Consider the following 25,476-nt stretch of genomic DNA (forward strand, 5'->3'; position numbering starts at 1 on the left):
ATCGAGTTCATTGCCAAAACAGCCCTGGCGCAAATCCTCTATCACGATGAAGTTGGTGCCGCCCTGACCACCGGTATCGAAAAGACTCACTCCAGCGGAAAAAAGCAGTTGGACGCTCTCTTTAGACAGACCGAAACCCACCTCTTTGGCTATGACCGGCACCGGGGACAGAGCCGCTATCCGGCTGATATTATCCAGCATCCCGGCAAAATCCCTTTCGCCTTCCCGCATGGCCAGCTCCTGGGGTACATTGAGGTGCAGCTGCAGGGCGTCGGCCTCAATCATGTCAACTGCCTCAATAGCCGCCTCCGGTTTGGCCAAAGCGCTGATATTGGCCAATATCACCCCTTGCGGGTTAACTTTCCTCACCACCGCAAAAGAAGGCCGTCTTTCCCTGTCTGTCAAGGCTATGGCCTGTGATCCAACCGCCATAGCCAGCCCAAAATCCCGGGCCAGGAGGGCCAAGGCACGGTTGATATCAGTGGATATTTCGGTGCCGCCGGTGATGGCATTAAGCAACAAAGGGTATTGTAAAGACTTACCCAGAATATTCTGGCTGAGATCGATCTTGCCAAAATCGAGTTCAGGTATGGCCTGATGCAACAGGTATACCTCATCAAAGCCGTTCTTGACGGGTCCGTCCTGGCATATGCTGCTGATATTAATATGCTCTTCTTTACGCCTGGCCCTTATCGTTAACCCCTCCCTGCGATTTCTCTGGCTTTTTCCAGGGCGGCCGGATCGTTAATATTAAAAAACAGTTCTGAGACCTGCCCAAAACAGGAAAATACCGTTTCATCCAGATATAGGGCATTGAGATCCTCAAAAATCCTGGTTAATTTCAGCTTATCCTTTTCTAAACAATCAATCAGCAGGGGAAGACAGCTCTGATTATATACCGCTGCAGTAGGCTGCAGACGCCCCCCCAGAACCGGCACCACGGAATCATAACCCTGAGCCCGCTCTAACATGTAATTGATCACGTCTGCATTGATAAAAGGCATATCACAGCTAAGTACAAAAAGCTGCGCCTGGGAAGTGGTCTTCAAAGCGGCATGAATACCGGCGATGGGGCCTTTACGGGGATAAATATCGGTTATCACCCGGGCCGGGTATTTCTCAAATAATTTCGGTTCGTTGGTTACAATAAGCAACTCGTCGAATCGGGGCTGAAGCCGGGCCAGTATGTATTCTATCACCTTGGCGCCGTTAAGGCTGGCCAAAGCCTTATTTATACCCATCCGTGAGCTCTGTCCTCCTGATAGAATGGCTATACCAGGCATCGACGGACTCCTTTACATTTTAATAGAAAAGGCTGCCGTTGGCAGCCCTTGATCTATCGCGGGAAGTTGCCGCAATGGGTGTTGCTGCAGCCCTGGCAGGCCCCCGGCCCGCCTTTGTCACCAAATGATTGGGTGCTGAACGAAGAGAGTAACGCCTCAATATTGGCTGACTGACACCCCGGACATTTTACGTTTTCACGCTTTTTAATTGTGGTTAAAACCTCAAAGTTCCGTTGACAATCCTTGCATTTGAATTCATATATCGGCATGGTTCACCCCACCCGGACTATTAAATGTCATCCGCCGGCTGAGATTCCAGGTATTGGTCCACATCAGCCTGATCAAGCTCATTTTTAGCTTCTTTGACAGACAAGCCAATCCGCTTTTCATTGGGATCAATGCTGATTATCTTCACCATTACCCGATCTCCGGCCTTGACCACATCTTCAGGTTTTTCCACCCGATAGTCGGCCAACTGGGAGATGTGAACCAATCCATCCACGCCCGGATCCAACTCAACGAATGCGCCGAAGGGGGCTATTCTGACCACGGTTCCCTCAACGATATCACCCTGGTGATATTTTTCTAAAGCCAGTTCCCACGGGCTCTTAAGCAGTTTCTTGCGGCTTAATGACACCCTTTCCTTGTCACGATCCAGGCCCAGGATGTAGACCTCAATCTCATTACCTTCGCTGAGAATATCCGCAGGATGTTCAACCCGGCGGTGATCTAGTTCAGAGACATGTAAAAGTCCTTCATAACCGCCCAGGTCAATAAAAGCCCCGTAATCCACGATGCGTTTGACAATGCCGGTGCGGGTTTGGCCTTCAGCAATGTTCTGCCAGAATTCGGCCTTCTGGCGGTTCTTCTCCTCCAAGACCAGTTCCCGGCGGGATAAAACCACCTGTGAGCCCCGGCGTTTGTTGCGGTTGAACTCGATGATGTTGAACAGCATGGTCTGTCCGATGTAATCGTCCAGATTCTTTACATAGCCGTCGTCCACATGGGATGCAGGCAGAAATCCAACCACACCTACATCCGCCAGGAGTCCGCCTTTTACGCTTTCCACCACCGTGCCTTGCACCGGTCGTTTTTCATTGAAAGCAATTTCCAATTCATCCAGGGTCTTTTTGAAATCCACCTTTTTCTTGGACAGGAGGATGGTGCCATCATCATCCCATTTAAGAACCAGGACTTCAATTTCGTCCCCAACCTGAACCAGTTCACGGGCTGAGCCGACATCCTTTAAGGACATCTCGCGAAGCGGAATCACGCCTTCAGATTTGCCACCGACATCAACCATCACTTCATCATCCAACACTTGAACGACCGTGCCCTTTATCACTTCTCCCCTGCTGGGAGTTGCAAGTCCTGCCATTTCAGCCTCAAGTTTGGCAAAAGATTCTTCGTTGCCTGGCTTCTCTCCGGCTTGATTCTGATCTTCCCTTTCTTCGTCATAACCTGTCATCCTACTCATTACCTCCTTAATAATCCAATCCGGAGTAGAAGCACCTGCAGTTATACCGACTTTCGCGGCGTTTTGAAACCAGTCAGGCTGGATCTCTGACGCCTTTTGCACTCTGTAGGTCGTAACCCCGGTATTTAAACACTCTTTAACAAGAGTGGCTGTATTAGAACTATGGGCATCACCGATTACTATCATTAAGTCAACCCGACCGCTTAGTTCGCGGGCTTCCTTAATTCTATTAGCGGTAGCCGAGCATATGGTGTTAAAGACTCTTAACTCGCTGGCCTTGGGCAGAATCCCTTCAACAGCCCGGTAATAATCCCGGGATTCCTTAGTGGTCTGGGAAACCACCCCAACCTTATCCATACCGGGCAAAAGTTCGGCCTCAAACCGGTCTTTTACCACCCGGGCGGCTTCACACCATCCTAAAATGCCCTGTACTTCAGGATGTTCGGCATCCCCAAATATTACCACATTATACCCTTGTTCATCCAGTTCGGCAACCAGCTGCTGTATCCTGGCAACCCTCGGGCAAGTGGCATCTACTACCACAATGTCCCGGTGACGTGCCCGGTCGATAACCTGTGGCGAGCAGCCATGCGAGCGGATGACCAGCTTTTGTCCAGGTTGCAACTGGTCGACATTATTCACCGGGTCAATACCCTGTTGGGCCAATTGTTCCACCACGGCTTGATTGTGAACCAACGGGCCCAGGGTAAAGCATCCATCTGGGAAACAAGCCTCTGCAGCGATTCTCACCGCCCGCTTAACCCCCGCACAGAAACCGGCATGGTTGGCTAATTGGACCTGCAATCGATTTACCCCGCAAATATATAATAAATTCGAAAAATCTTGGATAAATCCTTCTTTATTTACATAAAAGTATATTAATTTGCGCCATAATCTCCTCACTCATTTTCCCCAGAAGGGCAGAACTGTACTTTTCATGGTAATAAGCCGTCAGATCCAGAGGGTGACCGACTCGCACCTTTAAGGGCCGAAACCAGCCGCAGGGAAACCATCCTTCTGTACCGGTAATCGCCACCGGAACCACCGCTGCTCTGCTCTTCATGGCCAGCATAGCCACACCAGGCTGAATGCTGGTCTGGGCAACAACTTTGCGCCGGGCGCCTTCGGGGAAAATCCCTAAGATTTCACCAGCTTCGAGCATTTCCAGGGCCTGCCTTATGGCATTTCGATCCGCTGCCCCTCTCTGCACCGGAAAGGCGTTTAAGCCCCGACAGATAGCTCTTAATAGAACATTTTGAAATAATTCCGCTTTGGCCATAAAATGGACGGGACGCGATAAAGCCACACCCACCAGGATGGGATCCCAGTTGCTGACATGGTTGGCAGCGACGATAACTGGTCCTTTTTTGGGTAGGTTATGTAATCCCTCGACTTTCAAACCAAGAATCAGCAAAAAGATTTTCAAAAAACCCCTGATGAGTGCGTAAAACATTTTACGCCCCCCGAATCTTCATCTTAATGGTATGTAGAACCTCATCTTCAGTCATTTTACTGGTATCCAGCATAATATGATCCGGCAAAATCCGTAAGGTCCCTACCGGACGCTGGGAATCGATCTGATCCCTTTTTATGATCTCCTCCCGCACCGCGTCGAGATCGGCCCTATAGCCGCGCATTTCCATTTCCCGCACCCGGCGCTGGGCTCGTTCTTCAATACTGGCGGTAAGGAAGAATTTATAGTCGGCATCGGGAAGCACATATTCCCCGATATCCCGTCCATCCATGACCACTGAACAGCTCCGGGCCATGGCTTGCTGGAGTTTAACCATGACTTTTCTCACCCCGGGATGAGCTGATACGATTGAAACTGCCTCACCAACCCGTGGCGAACGAATTAGACTGGTAACATCTACCCCATCGCTGATTATTACTTGGCCATCTGATTGGGTTTCGAAGTGAATATCAGTGGTTTCCGCCATCTGTTGCAGCAGGCTGGAGTCATTCAGATCAATACCTTGTTGCAGGACTTTCAAAGTGAGGGCTCGATACATTGCACCGGTATCAACATAAGTAAAGTTCAGTTCACGGGCCAATCTCCGCGCCACGGTGCTTTTGCCAGCACCAGCCGGACCATCAATCGCTATCTTCATTCGTTTACCACCCATGTATGCTCGTCTCTATTTTAGCATACCTCAAACCGCTGCGACACCTTGCACTAAAGTTTTTGACCGCGGTTTATAAACATTTAGTGGTGAGGCCCTCCAGCAGCGGCCAGAATTGCGGGAAGGAGATGTCAACTACTTCAGCGCCCTTCAGCACTGTTTCTCCGCGGGCTACAAGCGCGGCTACGGCCAGGCTCATAGCGATGCGGTGGTCGCCGAAACCATGCACTTCAGCTCCCCGGAGCGATTCCGGCCGGCCGGTAATGGTCAAACCCTGAGGCATTTCTTCAACACAAGCCCCCATTTTATTAAGCTCGCTGCATATAGCTGCCAGGCGATCTGATTCTTTTACTCGCAATTCCCCGGCATCCTCGACCCGGGATTCACCATCAGCTGCTGCCATGGCCACGGCAAGCACCGGAACTTCGTCTATCAGCTTTGGCATCATCCTGCCGTCAATTACGGTGCCACGCAGCGGGGCGCTTTTGACCAGCAGGTCCGCAACCGGCTCACCCCCCACCGTTCTGCGGTTCTCCATGATTATATCGGCTCCCATGGCGTCTAAAACCTCAATAACACCGGCCCTGGTAGGATTGACGCCGACGTCGCGGATCATAAGCTCCGACCCGGGCACAATGGAAGCTGCCACCAAGAAAAAAGCCGCTGAAGAGATATCCCCGGGAACCAGAAACTGTTGGGGTTCTAAAGTTTTACCCGGGTTGAGGGTGACGCTCCCCGGCTTCACAATGAGGTCGGCTCCCATGGCGGACAGCATTCGTTCGCTGTGATCCCGGGAAGGCTGCACTTCCCGCAAGACGGTTTTCCCTTCGGCCTGCAGCCCGGCCAGCAGCAGGGCTGTTTTAAGCTGGGCGCTGGCTACCGGCAGCTGGTATTCAATGCCGGCCAGGCTCCCGCCTATGACCACTAAAGGAGCCAGACCGTTTTGTCTGGCATATAAGGTCGCGCCCATCATCCGCAAAGGCTCCATAACCCGTCGCATCGGCCGCTGGCGCAGGGAGCGGTCCCCACTTAAAACTGAAAAAAAGGGAAGTCCCGCCAGCAATCCGGACAGGAGGCGCATAGTGGTTCCGGAATTGCCGCAGTCCAATACATCCTCGGCTTCCTTTAAACCCTCCCAGCCCTTTCCGGATATAATCAGGCTCTGCTTCTCGGTCCGGATATCGACCCCCAATTGGCCTAGACATCTGCAGGTTGACAGAGTGTCCTGGGCTTGAAGGAAATTCTGTACACTGCTCCTGCCCCGGGCCAGGGCTGAAAAAATAAGGGTCCGGTGAGATATCGATTTGTCTGCGCTGACCCTTATCTCTCCCCGCAAGGCTTTGCATTGGCTGAGCTTGATTTCCACTACCTTAACCTCCTCACTTCATCCAGGCCTTGATATGCTGCCGGCTCAGGGCTTCGACTGCCCTTAGCGCCGCATCATCATCAGGTACACTGATGCGTATCGTCCCGCCATCGCCTTCTCTGATTCTTAGGATTTCCAAGTCCATAATATTTACCTGACAACTTCCCAAAATATTTCCTAATTGTCCTATCACCCCGGGTTTATCCGGTACGATACACACGATATCAGTAGACTCCCCCAGGTAAGTGCGCTGCAGGTGGGGAATCTGTGCCCTGATTTTGCGGGCCTGCTCCAGGCCGGCCCGCAACCGTATCCGGTCTCCATCCGCCACTGCTCTTTGCATAGCTTGCAGTTCGCTTATCAGCTTATCCAGCTCTGCAATTATATACTTTCGATTGGATAAAACAATATCCTCCCATAGACCCGGGTTGCCTGAAGCTACCCGGGTGGTGTCGCGAAAACCGCCGGCAGCCATCATCATAGCCTGCCGGTCTCCCCTGGTGACATTCAGCAGCGCCGCCGCAGCCAAGTGAGGTACATGGCTGACCTGGGCCACTATCCGGTCATGCAGCCTGGCCTCCATGATATGCACCTTGGCCCCGGTCTCTCCTATAAGACCGCTCAAACGGTCTATAGCCGGCCGGGGCGTATCTGCAGCCGGGGTCAGTACATATACTGCGTTTTCATAAAGGTAACGATCGGCCCCCTGAATTCCAGCGATCTCTGCACCTGCCATAGGATGACCGCCAATACCGCATACGTCTGCGGGAAGCCCGGAAAACAAAGCCTGCACCTTCATCTTGGTGCTGCCCACATCAGTAATCAAGGTTCCCGGCCTGACAAACGGCATGATGTCCTGTAGAATTTGCGCATAAGCGGCCATCGGCGTACAGAGGAATATAACACTGGCCCGAGACACGGCTTCATCCAGCGGGGGACTTTCCTGTATGGCGCCAATGGCAATGGCCTGCTTCACTGCATCCTGCTGGGAGTCCAGGCCGGTTATGCGTTGTACCAGGGCGGAGCCCTGCAAAGCCAAACCCAATGATCCGCCGATCAAGCCCAGGCCGATTATGAGTATTTTCTCAGCCATCTTCCCGATCGCCACCTTCCAGTTCGATGCTCAGGGCAGCAGTCATTTGCCGCAGTTTTGTCATCAAGCCCTTGAATCTGTCCGGGGTAAGAGATTGAGGTCCGTCAGACCAGGCTTCGCTGGGATTCTGGTGCACCTCGATCATCAAGCCGTCACAGCCCGCGCCTACCGCCGCCAGGGCCATGGGCTCCACCAAGCGCCATTTTCCGGTGCCGTGGCTGGGATCAACTACTACCGGCAGATGGGTCAAATGCTTTATAATCGGCACCGCACTCAGGTCCAGGGTATTGCGGGTATAAGACTCAAAACTGCGGATGCCGCGTTCACACATAATTACCTGCGGATTGCCGCTGGATATGATGTATTCGGCGGCCATGATCCATTCTTCAATGGTGGCTGAGGGCCCCCGCTTTAACATGACTGGTTTCCCGACTTTACCAAGCTCCCGGAGCAGAAAGAAGTTCTGCATATTCCGCGCTCCGACCTGCAGTATATCGACGTACTCGGCTATGGTTTCTATATGGCGGGGATCCATGACCTCGGTGACAACAGGCAGCCCGGTTTGCCTGCCGGCTTCGGCCAGGATCTTCAGGCCGGCTACTTCCATACCCTGAAAAGAGTACGGCGATGTGCGGGGTTTAAAGGCCCCGCCGCGCAGCATTGCCGCACCTGCAGCTTTAACCGTATGCGCTACTTGCAGATATTTTTCTTCACCTTCCACTGCGCAGGGACCTGCGATGACCGTCAAAGAACCGCCTCCCAATTGACAGCCCTTTACTTTAATGACGGTCTCTTGTTTAAACTCCCGCGATGCCAGCTTAAAGGGTTGAACAATAGGAACCACCCTTTCAACTCCGCAAAGGGTTTCAAATAGATCCAAATCCTCCTGGGTCCGATTGCCTACCGCGCCTATAATGGTTCGTTCCACCCCATGGGAGAGGTGCACCTGGAAATGGCGCTCCTTCAGCTTGATTTCAACTTGTTCAATCAATTCGGGCCCTGCGTTTTTCTCCATTACGATAATCATAAAAAAACCTCCTTACACAGCGTGGAGGAGAGAAAAACAGAAACCATTGGCATATCGCCAATGGTCGATCCATTGTCGTTATTCCCACCATCCTGCCATACTACAATGTTTTTGAGGGCATCCTACCTTACTACAATATCAAGAATACCTCAAACACCCCGCCAAGATCAAGTCAAATCTACAATGGCAAAAGCAGCCAGGGACAAAGGCAGAGTTGTCTTCGTCACCATGGCTGCGCTTGCTATAACCCCAAACGATTCCCGACATCTTCATCAGACTCGGGTCAGAGATAATACAGGCACTTCTAACCGAGCGATAGTCATATCCCCTGGGTCTCCCTCAGGGGGTCATTTGCTTTCGTTGACCGCCGCCAGGTAGATTCCCATTAAGATAACGGCGCCACCGGTCAGTTGATACCAGAGCAAGGCTTCATTGAAAATGAACCACCCCAGTATACTGGCCATGACCGATTCGCCCAGAATGGAAACCGCCACCACCGGTGCTTTAACGAATTTCAAGGCCCAGTTAAGCACTGCGTGCCCCCCCAGTCCGGGGCCTAATCCCATTAAGGCAAAAAGCAGCCAATCAACCGCCGGATATCCGGTTAAGGGCAATTGCATAAACACCGCCACAAATAAGACAATCACGGCGGCAACAGAGGATACCACCAGGGTATAATCCAGGGCGGCTACCCGGGACCTGAGCTGACGGCCTAAGAGAAAGTATACCGCCACGAAAAAACCGCTGGCCAGAGCCAGCATATCCCCCAGCAAACGGCCCTGGCCCAGGTCTCCGCCGACAATAACTCCTGATCCTGTCAGGGCTAATACCACCCCCAGGATAGCCCAGCGGTTTAATCTCTCTTTTAATATGAAGGTGGAAAAGACCAAAACAAAAATGACTTGTAGATTGGTGAATAAGACTGAACTGGAAATGCTGGTATAGTCAAGCGAGCTGATCCAGAAGGCTAAATGCAAAGCCAAAAAAAGGCCTGATAAGGCCATTAAAATGATATCCCGGCGGGAAAGTCCGCTTATTGAAAGCGGCTTCCGTCCATTAATAACTGCGGAAAGGCCGGTAGTGGCGGCCAGGCGGTATAAGGCTATAACCAGAGCTGGCGCCGAACACCAGCGGATCATTATGGAGGAGGTCGACATGCACAAAACACCGAAGAAAATCGCCGCATAAACCGGGGCGGTTTTCATTGTTCCACCCCTAGATAAGATTGTATCACCCGGGGGTCGCTCTTTATCTGCTCCGGGTCGCCTTCGGCTATCTTGCGTCCGTAATCCAGGACGGCGATCTGCTCACAGATATTCATCACCAGATGCATATCATGTTCCACCAGCAGAATGGTGAGCTGCATATCGTCCCTAATTTTCCATATAAGATCCATTAACTCGAGCTTCTCAGAGCTGTTCATCCCGGCCGCAGGTTCATCCAGGAGCAGGAGGCAGGGATTGGAAGCCAAAGCCCGGGCGATTTCCAGTCGCCGCTGCTCGCCGTAGGAAAGGCTTTGGGCATATTCCCTTCTTTTTTCATAAAGGCCCATCATGGTGATGAGTTCTTCAGCTTTGGTGCTGCATTGCTTCTGTTCGCGGACGTAAGCCGGCATTCCCAGGAGGCTGGCCAACAAGCCCGCGGAGCGGTTCCAATTGGCTGCCACCTTGACGTTATCCAAAACTGACAGCCGGTTGAAGAGGCGAATATTTTGGAAAGTCCGCCCGATCCCCAGCCGGGCCACCTTGTGCGAGGATAAGGAGGCTATAGGGGTGTCGCGGAAAATCAGGCTCCCTTCGGTAGGGGTATAAATGCCGGTTATTACGTTGAAAAGGGTGGTTTTCCCGGCGCCATTAGGTCCGATGATGCCGAAGATGGTATTGTGCTCCACCTTCATATCAATGCCGTCCAGAGCCCGAAGGCCTCCAAACTCCTGACTGACGCCCTGCAATTCTAGGACCGGCATGGTTTCACCTCTTTCTCCCGCTTGGGTTTGACCAGGTCATAGAGGCGGATATCTCCCAGGAGTCCGTTAGGTCGGAAGATCATCAGGATAACCAGCAAAGCGCCATAAAAGAGCATGCGGTATTCAGCCACCACCCGCAGCATCTCCGGCAGTATGGTAAGGATGGCCGCCCCCAGAATAGCTCCGGGTATGCTCCCTAATCCACCCAAAACCACCATGTTGAGTACCTCGATGGAGCGCATAAAATCAAAATCCTGAGGACTGATATAATACATATAATGGGCATACAGAGCGCCGCCTAATCCGCCTAGAAAAGCCCCCAGAACAAAGGAGAGGACCTTCAGATGGGTGGTATTGATGCCGCAGGCCTCGGCCGCGATCTCATTTTCCCGTATGGCATACATGGCTTTACCGATGCGTGACGACAATAATCGCTGAGAGAAGAAAACCACCAAGATGGTAATGATTAAAACCAGGCTGAAAGAAGTCTCCTGGGGTATGCCCGATAGTCCTACCGCCTTGCCCCCCGGTTCAAAATTTAGAAAGAACACCCTCACGATCTCAGCAAAGCCAATGGTGACAATTGCCAGGTAATCGCCCTCCAGTCGCAGAGCGGGCAATCCTATAACAAATCCGAACAGAGCCGCCACGGCTGCTCCTGCCAGGAGTGTCAGCCAGAAAGGCCAGCCCAGTTTTAGGGTCAAAATAGCTGAGGTATAAGCCCCTATGCTCATAAATCCGGCGTGTCCCATGGACAATTGCCCGGTAACACCAGTGGTGATATTTAATCCCAGGGCTATAATGATGTTAATCCCCATGAGGATTATAATGCGCAAGTAGTAAGGATCGATAATTCCCGTAATCCATTGCTCCAAGAGTTTCACCTATACCTTTTTGCTGATTTTTTCTCCTAATATGCCTTGGGGCCGAAGGATCAGTACCAGAATCAAGATGCCGAAAGCAATGGCATCTTTAAAGGAAGAAGAAATGTAAGCTACCCCCATGATTTCCAGGACCCCCAGGGTAAGGCCTCCCAGCATGGCGCCGGGTATGGAACCGATTCCGCCCAGAACAGCGGCGGCAAAGGCTTTAAGACCTGCCATGGTTCCCATATAAGGCCATACCGCGTTATAATAAACGCCTACCATTACCCCTCCGGCAGCGGCCAGGGCTGATCCGATAGCGAAGGTGTAGGAAATGACCCGGTTAACATTGATCCCCATCAAAGCGGCGGCGTCGAGATCCTGCGAACAAGCCCGCATGGCTTTGCCGATGCGGGTCTTCCGCACCATAAATTGCAGCCCGATCATCAATAACGCAGAAACCAGCAATATTATGACCTGCATGGAAGAAACCTGCACCGGCCCCCATGAAAATGAACTCAAGTCCATAATCGCCGGGTAGCGCCGGGTGTTCACCCCGGCGATCAAAGCCATCAGGGTGGACAGGAAAATGGATGCCCCCAAGGCACTGATCAAAGGCGAGAGGCGGGATGATTTACCCCGCAGAGGCCGGTAGGCGATCCTCTCCACCAATACTCCCAAAAGCATGCAGACCGCCATAGCCCCCACCATAGCCACCCCCAGGTTAACATCCCAGACCGTGACCAGGACCAGACCTACGAAAGCCCCTACCATATAAATTTCGCCATGGGCAAAATTTATTAATTGTACGATGCCATAAACCATGGTATACCCGAGAGCGATTAAGGCATAGGTACTGCCCAGGGTAAGGCCGTTAAGCAATTGCTGCCATAACATAGTTTGTTTCCTTTGCTTTTACTTGTCCCTATTAGACCATACATCAACATAGTGGCAGGCTCCATAAGCAATTTCTGCCACCAGGTTCATCTATGGGCCAAGGGGGCTTAAGAACAAACTGGCAGCCCGGTAAAACCGGGCCACCAGGGTATGGTTCCTTATTGTTGGGGTGCGCTGGTGGGAATCTTCTCCAGCAATGCCGGGAATTTATCACCCTTTACGGTTAACAGGAAAACCGGGCTCTTGAGCGGTTCACGGTCGGGAAGGAAGGTGGTTTTGCCTGAAACACCCGGATAATCCTGAAGTTTTGCCAATTCAGCCTTGAACACTTTGGGATCACTGCTCTGAGCTTTCTCCATAGCCTGGGCAATAATCATCACGGCGTCATAGTACTGGGCGGAAAACATGTCCGGATCTTCATTGTACTTGGCCCGGTAAGCTTTGATAAAAGCGTCGGTTTCCGGGCTGGGCTGGTCGGCAGAGAAGCCGGCGTAGAAGATGACCTTCTCTTCAACCGCTTTGCCGCCTAATTTCTTAAGATCTTCCCCATACAGGCCATCACCGCCAACCATGACGATGTCTACTCCCTGCTTCTGAGCTTCCAGCATGATCAGAGCAGCTTCGGTGTAATAGCCGGTAAATACCAGGACCTGGGGTTTGGCTTGTTTCAGCTTGGTTACCTGTGCGGTGAAATCGGTTTCTTTGTCATTGATGGACTCTTCCAAGACGATGTTGCCGCCTTTTTCCTGGATAGCGGTCTTGAATACCGGTGTTAATGCAGTGCTGTAGCCGTTGTTCATAGAAGTGATGATAGCGATATTGTTCCAGCCCTTGGTGTTGATCATCCAGTCCACTACTGAGGGAGCGGCGAACTTATCCAACAGGGTGTTGCGGAATACAAAGTCGCCGATCTCCACTACCTCAGTACCGGTAGCCCCTGCGGAAAAGATAACCACCTGGTTCTTCTGGGCAATGTCGGCGGCGATCTTGGTCAGACCGGTAGCCGGGTCGCCGATCATGGCGGAGACCTTATCAACTGTAGCGTATCTAGTGGCGATATTGGATATTTCACGGGAATCGCCTTTGTTGTCCTCGTATATGCCTTCGAGCTTTTTACCCAGAACTCCGCCCTTGGCATTGATCTCTTCGATAGCCATCTTCATACCCTTTTCTCCGGGTATGCCGTAGTTGGCGTTATTAACGGTCTTGGCCCCTAAAAAGCCGAGTTTGATGGTGTCAGCAGCCGGGGCCGGCGCTTCGTTCTTTCCGCATCCGGGCAGCAGAGCAACCAGCATGACCAGGCATAGCACCAGAGCCCAGTTTCTCGCGGTTTTTCTTTTCATACAGATTCCTCCCTATTCGTTTTCTTGTTGCGGCGTCAAAGTTCTCCCCCTTCCCCGCCAGTGCAACAGATAAATATATTCCCCATAATTCTGCAGAATTCCTGCTTAATCTATATAAACATGCAACATCGCTATATCAATCCCGATATAGGCAGGGAAACCATAAGCTGGTTTAGAATAAGAATTAGCAACCCGGTAGTTAAATGGACTAATGATGTCCAGGGTATTCAAAAAGGACTATCAACCCGGCTTTTAGGGAAAAATCAGGACACTGAAACGTCCAGGATTAGGGAGGTGTACAATTGAAGGTCAAAGATATCATGTCAACCGATGTGCTCACCATCGACCTTAATGCCAATGTCAACGAGGCTTTCCGCATAATGAAGGAAAAGGACATACGCCGGCTTCCGGTTTTAGACCAAGGGAAACTGGCGGGCATAATCACCCTGAGCGATTTGAACCAGGCTGCTCCGTCCGCTGCCACCAGCCTCAGTATTCACGAGTTGAACTACCTCCTGGCCAGGACCAAGGTCAAAGACATTTTCCCGGTTCACCAAAAGGTGATCACGGTTACCCCGCAGACTTATATTGAAACCGCGGCCAAACTCATGCTGCAGCATCAGATCAGCGGCCTGCCGGTTATGGAAGGCCAGGATCTGGTGGGAATCATAACTGAAACCGACCTTTTCCGTGCCCTGGTCGACATTCTGGGGGTGAAGCGCCCCCACACCCGGATAGACACCCTGATACCGGAAGGGCCGGGCAGCCTGGCTGAAATAACCGGTCTGATGGCTTCCCGGGGAATCAATATCATCAACACCGTAGTATATTATGACGCCGGCTTGGATAAATACAAAGTCATCCTGCGCATCGAGGAACTCGACTATGAACCGGTAGTTAAAGCTCTTCGTGCCAAGGGCTTCCAAATAGAATCAGTTATAGTCAGCGATCAGGCGGAATAAGCCTACAAATGTCTTGGTTATTTAGGAAGGTCAGCGGTTTCAAGATTGCCGGTCATCATTGCTGACCGGCAATAGCCTGTTCAAGGTATATTAAAACAAGCCCCCGGCTTACTTTTTAATCAAATATCATTTAAGCCTAAGGTGCTGTAGCGGGCTGTTTAAGATTTATCTGGGCATGCTTAATCAATTGTGACGTCATTTTAGCAAAATTTTCGGGGGTTAAGGATTGTTTGCCGTCTGACAGGGCCCGGTCAGGATCCTGGTGCACCTCCACCATTACTCCGTCAGCACCTGCAGCGACAGCCGCGCTGGCTATGGGCCTGACCATTTTCCACTTGCCGGTGGCGTGACTGGGATCGACAATTATAGGCAGGTGGGTCAACTGTTTAACCAGGGGTACCGCCCCGATATCAACGGTGTTGCGCGTATAGGTCTCAAAAGTTCGTATCCCCCGCTCGCAGAGGATGATTTGTTTGTTGCCGCCTTTCAGCACATACTCGGCTGCCAGCAGCCATTCTTCGATAGTAGCCGACAACCCCCGTTTCAGCATTATCGGTTTATCCAGCTTGCCCAGTTCCTCCAGAAGCGAATAGTTCTGCATATTACGGCTGCCCACCTGCAGAATGTCTATATTGGCGTAAAGGATGTCCAGATCCCGAATATCCATAATCTCGGTAATCACCGGCAGACCCGTTTCCTGCCGGGCTTGAACCAGGATATCAACCCCGCTGCGGCCCAGACCTTGAAAAGAATAAGGGGAGGTGCGGGGTTTAAACAGCCCGCCGCGCAGAATATCCGCGCCCATCTCCTTGAGGCGATGGGCCAGATTGAGGTAGTCGGGCCGATTCTCAACCGCGCAGGGTCCGGCAATGACAGTGCAATACCCCTCACCGACATATACTTTCCCGGCGGGGGCGGCGATAGTTATTACGGTGTCAGATGCGCAGTATTCCCGCGATGCTAATTGAAATGGTTTCATTGTGCTGAGCCTCCATACGAAAATAGTATATCAAACCAGGGCTATTATTCGAATGGTTTTCTGCAGCTTGGCCTGAGTTTTGCTTAGAGGTGAAAGGTTAGGCCGCCTCTTATTAATAAACGACGGTATTTTGTGCTATATTGATTATTAACATACTCAAGGGGGTTAAGGCGGTGAAAACAATACGGGTGGCCCTGTGCCAAATGAAGGTGACAGCCGATAAAAAACTCAATCTGCAGACTGCACGGAATTTCGCAGAGCAAGCGGTGCAGTCCGGGGCGGAGCTCATCATCCTGCCTGAAATTTTCAACGCCCCTTACCAGGCCGCGCTTTTCGAGCAGTATGCCGAACCCATACCCGGCCCCAGCAGTCTGGCCCTGGCGGATATAGCCCGGGAATGCCAGACAGCCATTGTGGGAGGATCAATCATCGAGAGGGAGGCCCAGGGCCGTTTGTTCAATACCTCTCTGGTATTTGACAAAAACGGCGTACTCCTGGCCAAGCATCGCAAGGTTCATCTATTCGATGTAAATATCCCCGGAAAAATCAGTTTTCAAGAATCCCGTACCCTGTCACCCGGGCAGAATGTCACATTATTTAATTTATACGGCTTCAAGGCCGCGGTTTTAATCTGCTATGATATTCGCTTCCCGGAAATGGCCCGCCTGGCTGTACTGGCCGGAGCAGATTTGCTGATTGTCCCGGCAGCATTCAATTTAACCACCGGTCCCCTGCACTGGGACTTGCTTATGCGCAGCCGGGCTGTTGACAGTCAGGCCTATGTATTGGCCTGCTCCCCTGCCCGGGATGAGGAAGCCTCCTATCAGGCCTGGGGGCATTCAGTGATAGTCGATCCCTGGGGTCAGATAATGGCTCAGGCCGATCGAGACGAAGAGATTATCTTCGGCTATTTAGACCCGGAGGCGGTGCGACAGGTGCGCACTGAGCTGCCGGTTTTGAGGCAGCGCCGCACCGACCTCTATGAGATAGTTGCCAAAGATGCCGGTGTTGTAAAAGAAAGGAGCGCTGATGATGAAATCCCACACTGAATACCTGTGGTTTAATACCAAACGCAGACATGAGTATATCCGTATCACCGATCGGGTCCAAGCGGCTTGCTCAAAATGCGGCATTGAGGAGGGCATGGTGCTGGTGAGTGCCATGCACATCACCGCCGGAGTATTTGTGAACGATAATGAAAGCGGTATACTGACCGACATAGCCCATCTCCTGGAAGGCCTGGCGCCCACAGGTCCCGACTATCTGCATCACCGTACCGGGGAGAAAAACGGCGATGCGCACCTCAAGAGCATCCTGGTACATCATCAGGTTATTGTGCCGGTAACCAAAGGCAGGCTGGATTTGGGGCCATGGCAGGAAATCTTTTATGCCGAGTTTGACGGCCAAAGAGAAAAGCGGGTGATTATCAAGGTTTTGGGCGAGTGATCAATCCGCCAGATCCCGGCGCAGAGCCCGGGCTTCACCCAGGTAGGTGTGCTTTATATCCCCTTGGGCCTTAGTGGTGTTGATATGTATCAAGACCCGGATACAGCGGGGTATAGAACCAGGCACCTCTATTTCCTGGAAACAGAGCAGGGGTACGCAATTCCAGCCCATTAAACGAGCCGCTTCAGCCGGGAACGCCGAGCGTATATCCGAAGTTACCGTAAATAGAATACTGGCAATATCCTCAGGCAGAAAATCATTGGCCGCCTGCATAGCGGAAAGGAGTTCCTGAGTCGCTGCTAATACCCGGCTTTTGTCGTCCTCCTCGATGGTGATGGCGCCCCTTATCCCTCTTACCTGCATTTAGATCTTCCGCCTTCCCGTTACTATGATACGGCTCTATGCCCCAGGCCAATACTGACCTCATCGAGATGTAACAATCCGATGCCAAAAAACAAGGCGACACTTATATGGTCGCCAAACCTGGCTATACCTATCTTGCCGCCTACATTCAGGCCCAGCGCCTTGGGCATTATCTGAGCTATGGCTTCGCGGGTGGCACCCGCTACTGCGCCTTCGTCAGCATGGGCGTCTTTGATTACCCCTTCCCTTTTGGCGGCCACTACGGCCCGTTCCACGATTTTGCCGACTGAGGTCACGAATTCGCCGCCGTAGTCTACCGCCACGGCCTTGATATGTACTTTTTCCAACAGTTCTTTTTTTAACTGGCTTTCTTCCTGGCGGGAAGAAGATAAGGCCATGCGGATGGCCGCGCTGGCTACTTCCTTGCTACCGATCTCCATATTCATCCCACCCTAAATTAATGTACATTTATTTTACTATAATTTTCCCTACCATTACCATACTTTGATTGGCAGTATAAGCCTGCCCCTGGCGCGGATATGCCAGATTGGGGGAGCGGCTTATGACCTGGTATTCTACCGGGAAATTGTAGGCGGTAGAGTCTATCTCCACCACATCCTGGGGATTTACTTTCAATTCCACTTGAGCACTATTGAAGAAACCGTACTCCTTTCCGTTGACCAGTACTTTAGCCTTGGGCAGGGAATTAAAATCCTTTATGCCCAGTGTCAATAAAGCCTGCGGAGAGACTGCCACCTGTGAAGCATCGCCCGGTGCTGCCGCCAGTTCCTCTTCCTCCAGGTTTAAAGCCTGACCTTCCATCCGTTCCGACCAACTCAGGTAAAAACGCGCCTGATCATTGGTCATGACCCCTTGGACCACCACTAAAGCCACCAGGGCGATCACAATAACCCGGATCAAACTGCGCTCAACTTTTTCAAAAAAATTTCGCATAAAACACATCTCCCCGGAATCATTCTCCTCTATCTTATGCCCGGTTCAATGCATTTATCCATATTCTGATGTCATCAAGACCTCGGGGGCCTGCAACAGTTGATAACTTAAAATAATTTACAAGTTTGTTTTATTATGCCTTATTGGATTAAAATTCCTATCATCAGCAATAATATTGAACCCTGCCTTCGGCAGGACTGTACTTCCTACCGGCGGATCCTTAATGAAATAGCCGCTCGGCAGCTTTTCATAAATAGTCGGTTGTCTGATAAGCGAATAGCCCTGGTGAATTACGGCATTTGACATGCAGCACATTACCAGGGCTTTGTTTTTAAGCTAAAGTATAGAAAAGGGATCAGGCTTCGTCCCCCTCTTGTTGTCTCGAACTTCTTCCCACGTACTGGTTTTAGATCTTACTTCCATTCTTTGCGGGCGTATTCCACCCCGACCAGAAAAGCTTCTTTGTTCTTGGCGATAACGGCTTCTTTTTTGCCTTTGAACACCACCTCCAGGTAGTCCAAGGCTTTATCGATGTCCATTAATCCTTGTTTTTCTACAAAAGCGCCCAGCAAAACCATGTTGGCAACCCGTGCCGTCCCGAGTTGGTCGGCAATCAGGTTTACCGGCATCTGTAAGACTTCCACATCGTCACGGGCCGGCAGCCTGTCGACCATAGACGAGTTCAAGACCAAAGTGCCGTGGGGTTTGACTTTATCTTCAAATCGGTCCAGTGAGGGACGATTCATAATAATCGCGGTCATGGGATTTTCAGTCAACGGTGAACTAATCTCCTCATCACTTATGGTCACCAGGCAGTTGGCGGTGCCGCCGCGCATTTCAGCCCCATAGGATAGAGCACATGAGACCTCCTTGCCGGTATGCATGGCCAGGTGAGTTAGAAACTGGCCCATTGAAATGACTCCCTGTCCTCCGAATCCTGCAAATAAAACCTGTTGTTCTTGTGCCATTCTACTGTTCTCCCTTCACCTTGAATTCTCCCAGCGGATAATATGGTATCATATGCTCTTCCATCCATTTCAATGAATCGGCCGGGCTCAAACCCCAATTGGTGGGGCAGGCGGACAGAACCTCCACCATGCTGAAACCAAGGCCTTTGGCCTGAGTCTGGAAAGCTTTTTTTATAGCCTTTTTAGTCTTGATGACATTGGCCGGATTGTTGACTGCGGTGCGGCAGATATAAGCTGAACCTTCATTGTGTGACAACAATTCACACATCTTGGCGGGATACCCTTCGATCTCAGCCTTGCGGCCGTAAGGCGAAGTAGTGGTCACCTGCCCCAGAAGAGTGGTAGGAGCCATTTGCCCGCCGGTCATTCCATACAGCGTATTATTAACGAAGATAGTGGTGATTTTCTCCCCGCGCAGTGAAGCGTGCACGATTTCCCCCATGCCGATAGAAGCCAGGTCGCCGTCGCCCTGGTAGGTAAACAGATAGCGATCCGGCAAGAGGCGCTTTATGGCTGTGGCTATAGCCGGAGCCCGGCCATGAGCGGCTTCCAGCATGTCACAATTAAAATATTCGTAGGCCAACACTGAACAACCCACCGGACAAATACCGATGGTCTCTTCGCGTATGTTTAATTCATCCATAACTTCAGCCACCAGCCGGTGAATGATGCCATGTGAACAGCCCGGACAGTAGTGATATTGGGCACCGGTCAAACTCTCGGGCTTCTGCGCAATCATTTTCATTTCAAGCCCTCCCTTTCCGCAATGAGCAGCAATTGCTGGGTAATCTCTTCGGGATTGGGCGTCCGGCCTATCTCGCCGATAAAATGCACCGGCACCCGGCCTTGCGCTGCCAGTTGAATATCCTGGATCATCTGCCCTGAGCTGCTTATCTCAACCGAAACCATGGCTGTGCAGGTTTTGGATAAGGCTGCTATAGCTTCATACGGATAAGGCCATAGGGTTATGGGCCGTATCAGACCGGTCTTCACACCTTCCTGGCGGGCGTTCCATACGGCTTTTTTGACAATCCGGGCCATGATTCCGTATGCCACTACTATCAAATCGGCATCGCCGCTCAGGTATTCTTCATATCTCACTTCATTGGCTTTAATGGACTGGTATTTATCGTTTAAATGTTGATTTCTTTTTTGCAGGGTCTCCACCGGCAGGTGCAAGGTGTTCACAATATTGGGTTGGCGTCCTTTACAGCCGGTGATGGCCCATGGCTTTTCTATGAATTCGGTGACGGGATCCCGCAATACTACCGGCTCTATCAGGTTGCCCAGGGTTCCTTCGGCCAGTAGCATTACCGGAATGCGGTAGCTGTCAGCCAGGTCAAATGCCAGCATGGTCAGATCCATCATTTCCTGCGCGCTGGAGGGCGCCAGCACAATGATAAAATAATCGCCATGGCCGCCGCCGCGGGTAGCCTGAAAATAGTCGGCCTGGGAGGGCTGTATTCCTCCCAATCCGGGTCCTCCCCGGCTAATGTCCACGATCAGGCAGGGCAACTCCCCTTCTGCCAAAAACGAAATGCCTTCCTGTTTAAGGCTGATGCCCGGACCCGATGAGGCGGTCATTACCCGAAAACCGGTAGAGGCTCCCCCGTAGACCATATTGATGGCAGCCAATTCACTTTCGGCCTGTACAAAAATCCCCCCGATAGTGGGCATTTTCCTGGCCATATATTCGGCTATTTCACTGGAAGGGGTGATGGGATAGCCAAAGAATCCCTTGCATCCGGCTCTTATAGCCCCCTCGGCGATCGCTTCATTCCCTTTCATCAAAACTCGCTGCATAGGCTTACTCCCTCCCCACCTCAATAACCAGATCAGGACACATCACCGCACAGATGCCGCATCCGTTGCAATCCTCTGGTTTAACCAGGCTTACCGGATGATAGCCCAGTATATTGATACTGGTCTTATCGAAGCCCATGATCTGCTTGGGGCAGAATAATATACACAGCCCGCAAGCTTTACAGCGGTCGCTGGAAAAAGTAACCACTCCCCTGGCCAACCTGCATTCCTCCTCACAACCCTACAACCATTCAGGCCTTAAATAAAGATGTATCTGCTTAACTATATCACCAAATTGAAGGCGTGCTTCTTGATAAAAGGTATCAGTAACTACCAGCTGAGTCAGGGGAAGGCCCAATGCAGAAGAAATATCCTGCACGTGCCGGTGCCCCTCTACAATTACCCCAAAATCACTGTCCTCAACCAGGTGCGGATTGCTTATTATACCGGAAACCGGGTGCTGCGCGAACCCCTCCAGCATGGTTTTAAGATCTGCAATATCCTGTATTTCCCAAGAAAAGGGACGGTATGGATTAATGACCATATAGAGGCGAAAATAGGAAGGATTGATGAATCTAGTCAGATACCCCAACACCAGGGCTCCGGCTTTGTCGCCCGCAAGATCAACTACAGTATTCAAATTCCGCCTAAGAGTGCCGATAATACCAGGGGGAAGATTGGGAACATCCCCATAGGCCAAAGTATTGTCAGGAGCCATCAGCTCAATATTGTACTGATTGAGAACCCTCACGGTATCACGGGATACAAAATAAGGGTTGGCCAGATCCAGATCAGCCAGTATTGTAGCAATGTTTTGCTGCGCGCACTCTATCGCATAGTTTACAGCTATCTCACTCTTACCGCTGCCAAAAGCACCGGCAAATACTGTAATAATTCCCCTAACCCAGCCCTTCTACAAAATTATATACTGTACATTATAATAGAGAATCCACTCACAAAACAATGAGTTTTATGTTAAGAAATGGTTAAGCGGCAAGGATACCGGAATCCTCGCCGCTTCATTCTTCAAGTAATTATATCCCTCTATTAATCCTTTGATTTGAAGTCGCTCGGCGTAAAGACAGATAGGGCTTTACATTCCCCGTTGCAGCTCGATAATGACATCAGAAATTTCATCGGTAATCATTTCGATATCCTTCCCGCCTAAGCCTAAAAGCTCCATGGCGCTTTTTGACACCGGATATAACATGCCATCGGCTCCCACCCCCAGGCCCATGGAGGAACAAAGGGCATCAGAAATATGTACAAAGGCGGTCAAAAACCGGTCTTTCTCAGCCTCGCCGGGATTGTGGTGAAAAGCTATCGCTTCAACTATATCTGCAGGAAACTTCCATTTACGGGCTAACCCGGATCCGATTACCGCATGGTTAAAGCCCAGAACCCGGTTTTCGGCTTCTAGAAATGATATCTGCTTCTGAATAGCTTCTTCTACCACATCTTGATAGATCTCGTTCATAACCTTGTTTAGAATCACTTTGCCGATATCGTGCAGCAAACCTGCGGTATAAGCAACTTCAATAGCTTTATAGCGGCTCCTTTTGGCAATATATCGTGAGGCCATGGCAGTGCCGTAGGAATGCTTCCACAGGTCTCCCGGCCCTAAAGCATAACCGGTCAATTCCCGGCACAGGATATCGTTCATAGAAGCCGCCAGAACCACGCTGCGGATGGTAGCAAACCCCAGCAGAACGGTGGCCTCTGCTGCAGTGGCGACTTGACGTGAATACCCATAGTATGCACTATTGGCCATACGTAAGACTTTAGAGGTCAGGCCTTGATCCTGGCTGATGGCGTTGCCAACATCCTGAGCCGTTGCCCGGGGATCATCGGTCAAATCCATGATTTTACAAGCCATTTGTGGCAAAGCGGGCAAATCATTCACTGCGTCCATGATATAATTCATGCTGAATCTAGCCATTCTTAACCTCCACCGGTTATTTCCAATTATCAATTTTCTTTTCCAAGTATACCCGGTAACTTTGCAGACCTTCGTTTATTTTTGAGAACAACCTTGCCACCTCAAGACGGCTCAAATTCAACTCGGCAGGATCTAAGACCTCAATGGTGCGGAACTCATCTTTCATAATGAATTTAATGGCGTCTTCCAGGCTTTCTACCGAAAAAGTGATAGTAACCGGCGCGCAGGTGGAAAGACGGTTGGTAAATTCATCGAAAATGGTATATATCTCCATGCTCATATCAATCTCTTCGATATTTACTCCTTGAACCGGCACATTCCGTATCAGAGCAATTTTATGCTGCCGCAGTTCTTCGGCCTGTTCGTCGCTGTTTTTAGCAGCAAAAAACCGCCGGCTGGTTTTGCCCTCGGCGATATAATCGAAGCGCACTTTCAATCGGATCAATGTCAGGCCTCCCATCATTAATATTTATTGCATCATGATTTCCCCCAGGAACATGCCCAGGGCCGCTGCCAGACCTTCTCCATAGTTGATTCCCAGATTAAACACTGCCTCCAGGCCAATTTTATCCAGAACCAGCTGATGGCCTCTTTGATCTGATAAACTGGGCGCAATCAGGCAGGATGAAACTTGATCATCTAGAAGGTTAGCCAGGAGAGCTGCCACTGCTGTCACATATCCGTCCAGCATCACCAATTTGCCATCCCTGCAAGCCTCAACCATAAACCCTGTCAAAGCTGCGATTTCCAGGCCGCCAAAACGAGCCAGAATATCAGTCAGATGGTTGGAATCAGGAAGCCTGTGTTCAAAGGCTCTATAGATTATTTCGGTTTTTTTGGCAATTACTTTATGGTCGGTCGACCCGCGGCCTACCAATTGATCTGGATTTATTCCGGTAACCGCAGCGGCTACGGCGGCTGCGCAGAGAGTATTGGCGATGCCCAGTTCACCAACTCCTATTATATCAAAACCGTCTCCAATCTTTTCCTTATAAATTCTAGCCCCGCAGTCCAAGGCCGCAGTTGCCTCTTCCGGGCTAAGGCCGTCCTCATATATGAAATGCCTGCTTCCATGGCACACTTTGCTTGATATAAGCATTTCGGAAACCTCTATTTCGTTATACAAACCCACGTCAACTATCAACTCCGGGCGCTGCAAGCGCGTAAGCAGACGGCTGGTGGGGGCGACTCCCCGCAGGTGCTGTTCGGCCAGCATACTGGTTTTCAGGGGAGCGTAAAGACTGACCGCTTCGGTGCTGATACCGTGATCCGCCGCGAAAATGACCAGACCGTAACGGTATGAATCGAGTTTCTGGATGCGTTCTCCGATTATGTTTAAACGGCCCCAGGCATTCTGGGGTTCTAAGATATCAAGCGTCGGGGCTTCCTCCTTAGATTTGCCGCGGTTTTTTAGACTCAGTCCGGTGCTGATAATTATGTGCCCCGGGCCATGGCAATCAACCGGTCTACTTCTTCGTCCTGCAAGCGGCGGTATTTTCCGGGGGCCACCCCTTGCAGGGTCAAAAAACCCAGAGCGGTCCGCTTTAAGGCCAACACCGGGTGCCCTATGGCTTTGAACATGCGTTTTACCTGACGCTTGCGGCCTTCATACAACACTAATTCCACCAGTGAACGGTCATTCCCAACCCGCACCAGTTTGGCTAGGGCCGGTTGGGTCATACCATCTTCCAGCCTGATTCCCTTGCGGAGGTCTTCCAGTTCTTGATCCCCAACCATACCTGTGACCCAGGCCTGATAAGTTTTCGGTATGTGGTAGCGGGGATGGATCATGAGATTCATAAATTCTCCATCATTGGTCATGAGCAAAAGCCCTTCCGTATCCAAATCGAGGCGCCCTACCGGATAGACTCTGGCCGCAGCATCCTTAACCAGGTCAACCACTGTAGACCTGCCATGGGGATCTCCCACGCTGCTCAGACAACCGCGGGGTTTATTGAGCAGCAGATAAACCCTGGCAACGGGTTCGATCATTTGGCCATTCACACTCACCCGGTCACATTGGGGGTCAACATTGACGCCAACTCTGGAGATCGTGACGCCATTTACCGTGACCAGGCCTCCGGCAATAAGCTCTTCAGCCCGGCGCCTTGAAGCCAGGCCGCTGTCTGCAATATACTTGGCCAGTCTCATAATCACTTCCCCCAGAGCGGATTACTTCCGGAATGATCAGCATCAATGGTGTCCCTGCTTGTGGTCCTTAATTTAAGGTAAGGACGACTTTGAAGGCATAAAATAAGTTTACCTGTTATTCCGGCATTGCGAACTCAATCATACCATGCTAATAATTATAACCCGGACATCCTTAAAATAAAAATGGCCTGGGCCAGGGTTTCATTCCGAAAAAAAGAACCCCTCTTTTAGAGGGGTTCTGCAGATAATTACATATTGTATTTATTTGCTCATTGACTGCCAGACCACTTCAGCCACGTCAAAGACCTTGGTCTGTTCCTCGGCTTCAGCACCTTTCACGCCGTCTGAGATCATGGTCAGACAGAACGGGCAGTTGGTGATGATCATTTCCGGATTGGGTTCCAGCAGCTGATCGGTTCTGGTATCATTGATGCGTTTGTATCCTTCCACAGCATGTTCTTCCAGCCACATCC

Annotated in this window: 31 protein-coding genes; 3 read left to right on the forward strand and 28 right to left on the reverse strand. The window is 51.0% G+C overall.

The annotated features are described in order from the left end of the window. The 14 genes from B3W37_RS04350 to B3W37_RS04415 form a co-directional block, all read right to left on the reverse strand. On the reverse strand, nt 1–603 hold a 603-nt coding region (locus tag B3W37_RS04350), incomplete at its 3' end, for a beta/alpha barrel domain-containing protein (protein WP_483174893.1). A gap of 92 nt (nt 604–695) precedes the next feature. After that, nucleotides 696–1,283, reverse strand: coding sequence for a molybdenum cofactor guanylyltransferase (gene mobA, locus B3W37_RS04355; RefSeq protein ID WP_483174894.1), 588 nt, complete (start codon nt 1,281–1,283; stop codon nt 696–698). A gap of 53 nt (nt 1,284–1,336) precedes the next feature. Next, a complete protein-coding gene (locus tag B3W37_RS04360) occupies nt 1,337–1,552 on the reverse strand; it encodes an FmdB family zinc ribbon protein (RefSeq protein ID WP_483174896.1) in 216 nt (71 codons plus the stop codon). Nucleotides 1,553–1,572: 20 nt separating this feature from the next. Then, entirely contained in the window at nt 1,573–3,564 is a 1,992-nt protein-coding gene (locus B3W37_RS04365) for a bifunctional 4-hydroxy-3-methylbut-2-enyl diphosphate reductase/30S ribosomal protein S1 (protein WP_483168875.1), read from the reverse strand. A gap of 55 nt (nt 3,565–3,619) precedes the next feature. Then, nucleotides 3,620–4,213: a lysophospholipid acyltransferase family protein gene (locus tag B3W37_RS04370; protein WP_483168874.1), complete on the reverse strand. Its 594-nt coding sequence runs from the start codon at nt 4,211–4,213 to the stop codon at nt 3,620–3,622. 1 nt (nt 4,214) lies between these two features. Beyond that, a complete protein-coding gene (gene cmk, locus B3W37_RS04375) occupies nt 4,215–4,871 on the reverse strand; it encodes a (d)CMP kinase (protein WP_483174897.1) in 657 nt (218 codons plus the stop codon). An 85-nt stretch (nt 4,872–4,956) separates the two neighbouring features. After that, on the reverse strand, nt 4,957–6,249 hold the full coding sequence (gene aroA, locus B3W37_RS04380; protein WP_483174898.1) for a 3-phosphoshikimate 1-carboxyvinyltransferase: 1,293 nt from the start codon (nt 6,247–6,249) through the stop codon (nt 4,957–4,959). A 13-nt stretch (nt 6,250–6,262) separates the two neighbouring features. Beyond that, nucleotides 6,263–7,342 carry a prephenate dehydrogenase/arogenate dehydrogenase family protein gene (locus B3W37_RS04385; protein ID WP_483174899.1) on the reverse strand — a complete coding sequence of 360 codons (1,080 nt, stop codon included), beginning with the start codon at nt 7,340–7,342 and terminating at the stop codon, nt 6,263–6,265. Then, on the reverse strand, nt 7,335–8,369 hold the full coding sequence (gene aroF / locus B3W37_RS04390) for a 3-deoxy-7-phosphoheptulonate synthase (RefSeq protein ID WP_483168869.1): 1,035 nt from the start codon (nt 8,367–8,369) through the stop codon (nt 7,335–7,337). The genes B3W37_RS04385 and aroF (B3W37_RS04390) overlap by 8 nt, the downstream gene beginning before the upstream one ends. A gap of 347 nt (nt 8,370–8,716) precedes the next feature. Further along, nucleotides 8,717–9,574: a DMT family transporter gene (locus B3W37_RS04395; RefSeq protein ID WP_483174900.1), complete on the reverse strand. Its 858-nt coding sequence runs from the start codon at nt 9,572–9,574 to the stop codon at nt 8,717–8,719. Continuing rightward, on the reverse strand, nt 9,571–10,335 hold the full coding sequence (locus tag B3W37_RS04400; protein WP_481040370.1) for an ABC transporter ATP-binding protein: 765 nt from the start codon (nt 10,333–10,335) through the stop codon (nt 9,571–9,573). Before B3W37_RS04400 ends, B3W37_RS04395 begins: the two co-directional genes overlap by 4 nt. Then, complete coding sequence (locus B3W37_RS04405) at nt 10,323–11,219, reverse strand: branched-chain amino acid ABC transporter permease (RefSeq protein ID WP_481040372.1); 897 nt, start codon at nt 11,217–11,219, stop codon at nt 10,323–10,325. The genes B3W37_RS04400 and B3W37_RS04405 overlap by 13 nt, the downstream gene beginning before the upstream one ends. Next, entirely contained in the window at nt 11,220–12,095 is an 876-nt protein-coding gene (locus tag B3W37_RS04410) for a branched-chain amino acid ABC transporter permease (protein WP_481040374.1), read from the reverse strand. Between the two features lie 158 nt (nt 12,096–12,253). Then, nucleotides 12,254–13,438, reverse strand: a complete 1,185-nt coding sequence (locus B3W37_RS04415; RefSeq protein WP_483174901.1) for an ABC transporter substrate-binding protein — start codon at nt 13,436–13,438, stop codon at nt 12,254–12,256. Between the two features lie 302 nt (nt 13,439–13,740). Here B3W37_RS04415 and B3W37_RS04420 point away from each other — a divergent pair, with 302 nt between their 5' ends. Further along, nucleotides 13,741–14,400: a CBS and ACT domain-containing protein gene (locus B3W37_RS04420; protein WP_483174902.1), complete on the forward strand. Its 660-nt coding sequence runs from the start codon at nt 13,741–13,743 to the stop codon at nt 14,398–14,400. Between the two features lie 136 nt (nt 14,401–14,536). Here the strand turns inward: B3W37_RS04420 and aroF (B3W37_RS04425) are convergent, their stop codons facing one another. Continuing rightward, entirely contained in the window at nt 14,537–15,379 is an 843-nt protein-coding gene (gene aroF / locus B3W37_RS04425; RefSeq protein WP_483174903.1) for a 3-deoxy-7-phosphoheptulonate synthase, read from the reverse strand. 173 nt (nt 15,380–15,552) lie between these two features. On the opposite strand from aroF (B3W37_RS04425), the gene B3W37_RS04430 reads away from it, so the two are divergent. After that, the gene (locus B3W37_RS04430) at nt 15,553–16,428 is read left to right on the forward strand and encodes a carbon-nitrogen hydrolase family protein (RefSeq protein WP_483174904.1); all 876 of its coding nucleotides are present in this window, start codon (nt 15,553–15,555) and stop codon (nt 16,426–16,428) included. Then, on the forward strand, nt 16,409–16,825 hold the full coding sequence (locus tag B3W37_RS04435) for a secondary thiamine-phosphate synthase enzyme YjbQ (protein ID WP_483168865.1): 417 nt from the start codon (nt 16,409–16,411) through the stop codon (nt 16,823–16,825). Before B3W37_RS04430 ends, B3W37_RS04435 begins: the two co-directional genes overlap by 20 nt. Here the strand turns inward: B3W37_RS04435 and aroH are convergent, their stop codons facing one another. The 13 genes from aroH to B3W37_RS04500 all read right to left on the reverse strand — a co-directional run. Beyond that, entirely contained in the window at nt 16,826–17,188 is a 363-nt protein-coding gene (gene aroH / locus B3W37_RS04440; protein ID WP_483168864.1) for a chorismate mutase, read from the reverse strand. 23 nt (nt 17,189–17,211) lie between these two features. Continuing rightward, the gene (locus B3W37_RS04445; RefSeq protein ID WP_483168863.1) at nt 17,212–17,628 is read right to left on the reverse strand and encodes a HutP family protein; all 417 of its coding nucleotides are present in this window, start codon (nt 17,626–17,628) and stop codon (nt 17,212–17,214) included. A 28-nt stretch (nt 17,629–17,656) separates the two neighbouring features. Continuing rightward, the gene (locus B3W37_RS04450) at nt 17,657–18,142 is read right to left on the reverse strand and encodes a hypothetical protein (protein ID WP_481040390.1); all 486 of its coding nucleotides are present in this window, start codon (nt 18,140–18,142) and stop codon (nt 17,657–17,659) included. A 413-nt stretch (nt 18,143–18,555) separates the two neighbouring features. Beyond that, the gene (locus B3W37_RS04455) at nt 18,556–19,110 is read right to left on the reverse strand and encodes a 2-oxoacid:acceptor oxidoreductase family protein (RefSeq protein WP_481040392.1); all 555 of its coding nucleotides are present in this window, start codon (nt 19,108–19,110) and stop codon (nt 18,556–18,558) included. A gap of 1 nt (nt 19,111) precedes the next feature. Beyond that, on the reverse strand, nt 19,112–19,855 hold the full coding sequence (locus B3W37_RS04460; protein WP_481040394.1) for a thiamine pyrophosphate-dependent enzyme: 744 nt from the start codon (nt 19,853–19,855) through the stop codon (nt 19,112–19,114). Next, on the reverse strand, nt 19,852–20,913 hold the full coding sequence (locus B3W37_RS04465) for a 3-methyl-2-oxobutanoate dehydrogenase subunit VorB (RefSeq protein WP_483174905.1): 1,062 nt from the start codon (nt 20,911–20,913) through the stop codon (nt 19,852–19,854). Before B3W37_RS04465 ends, B3W37_RS04460 begins: the two co-directional genes overlap by 4 nt. Before the next feature lie 4 nt (nt 20,914–20,917). Further along, a complete protein-coding gene (locus B3W37_RS04470; RefSeq protein WP_481040398.1) occupies nt 20,918–21,133 on the reverse strand; it encodes a 4Fe-4S binding protein in 216 nt (71 codons plus the stop codon). A gap of 21 nt (nt 21,134–21,154) precedes the next feature. Further along, nucleotides 21,155–21,664 (reverse strand): hypothetical protein, encoded by a 510-nt coding sequence (locus B3W37_RS04475; RefSeq protein ID WP_483168861.1) that lies wholly within the window; start codon nt 21,662–21,664, stop codon nt 21,155–21,157. A 342-nt stretch (nt 21,665–22,006) separates the two neighbouring features. Beyond that, nucleotides 22,007–22,852 (reverse strand): HDOD domain-containing protein, encoded by an 846-nt coding sequence (locus tag B3W37_RS04480; protein ID WP_483168860.1) that lies wholly within the window; start codon nt 22,850–22,852, stop codon nt 22,007–22,009. A 16-nt stretch (nt 22,853–22,868) separates the two neighbouring features. Beyond that, nucleotides 22,869–23,297: a hypothetical protein gene (locus tag B3W37_RS04485; protein WP_481040404.1), complete on the reverse strand. Its 429-nt coding sequence runs from the start codon at nt 23,295–23,297 to the stop codon at nt 22,869–22,871. Between the two features lie 24 nt (nt 23,298–23,321). Next, the gene (locus B3W37_RS04490; protein ID WP_483174937.1) at nt 23,322–24,347 is read right to left on the reverse strand and encodes a nicotinate-nucleotide--dimethylbenzimidazole phosphoribosyltransferase; all 1,026 of its coding nucleotides are present in this window, start codon (nt 24,345–24,347) and stop codon (nt 23,322–23,324) included. Next, nucleotides 24,287–25,003 (reverse strand): pseudouridine synthase, encoded by a 717-nt coding sequence (locus B3W37_RS04495; RefSeq protein WP_483168858.1) that lies wholly within the window; start codon nt 25,001–25,003, stop codon nt 24,287–24,289. The genes B3W37_RS04490 and B3W37_RS04495 overlap by 61 nt, the downstream gene beginning before the upstream one ends. Nucleotides 25,004–25,264: 261 nt before the next feature. Continuing rightward, the coding region (locus B3W37_RS04500) for a heterodisulfide reductase-related iron-sulfur binding cluster (RefSeq protein ID WP_483174906.1) at nt 25,265–25,476 on the reverse strand (212 nt) is incomplete at its 5' end.

It is taken from the genome of Syntrophomonas sp. UBA5494 (assembly GCF_002426325.1).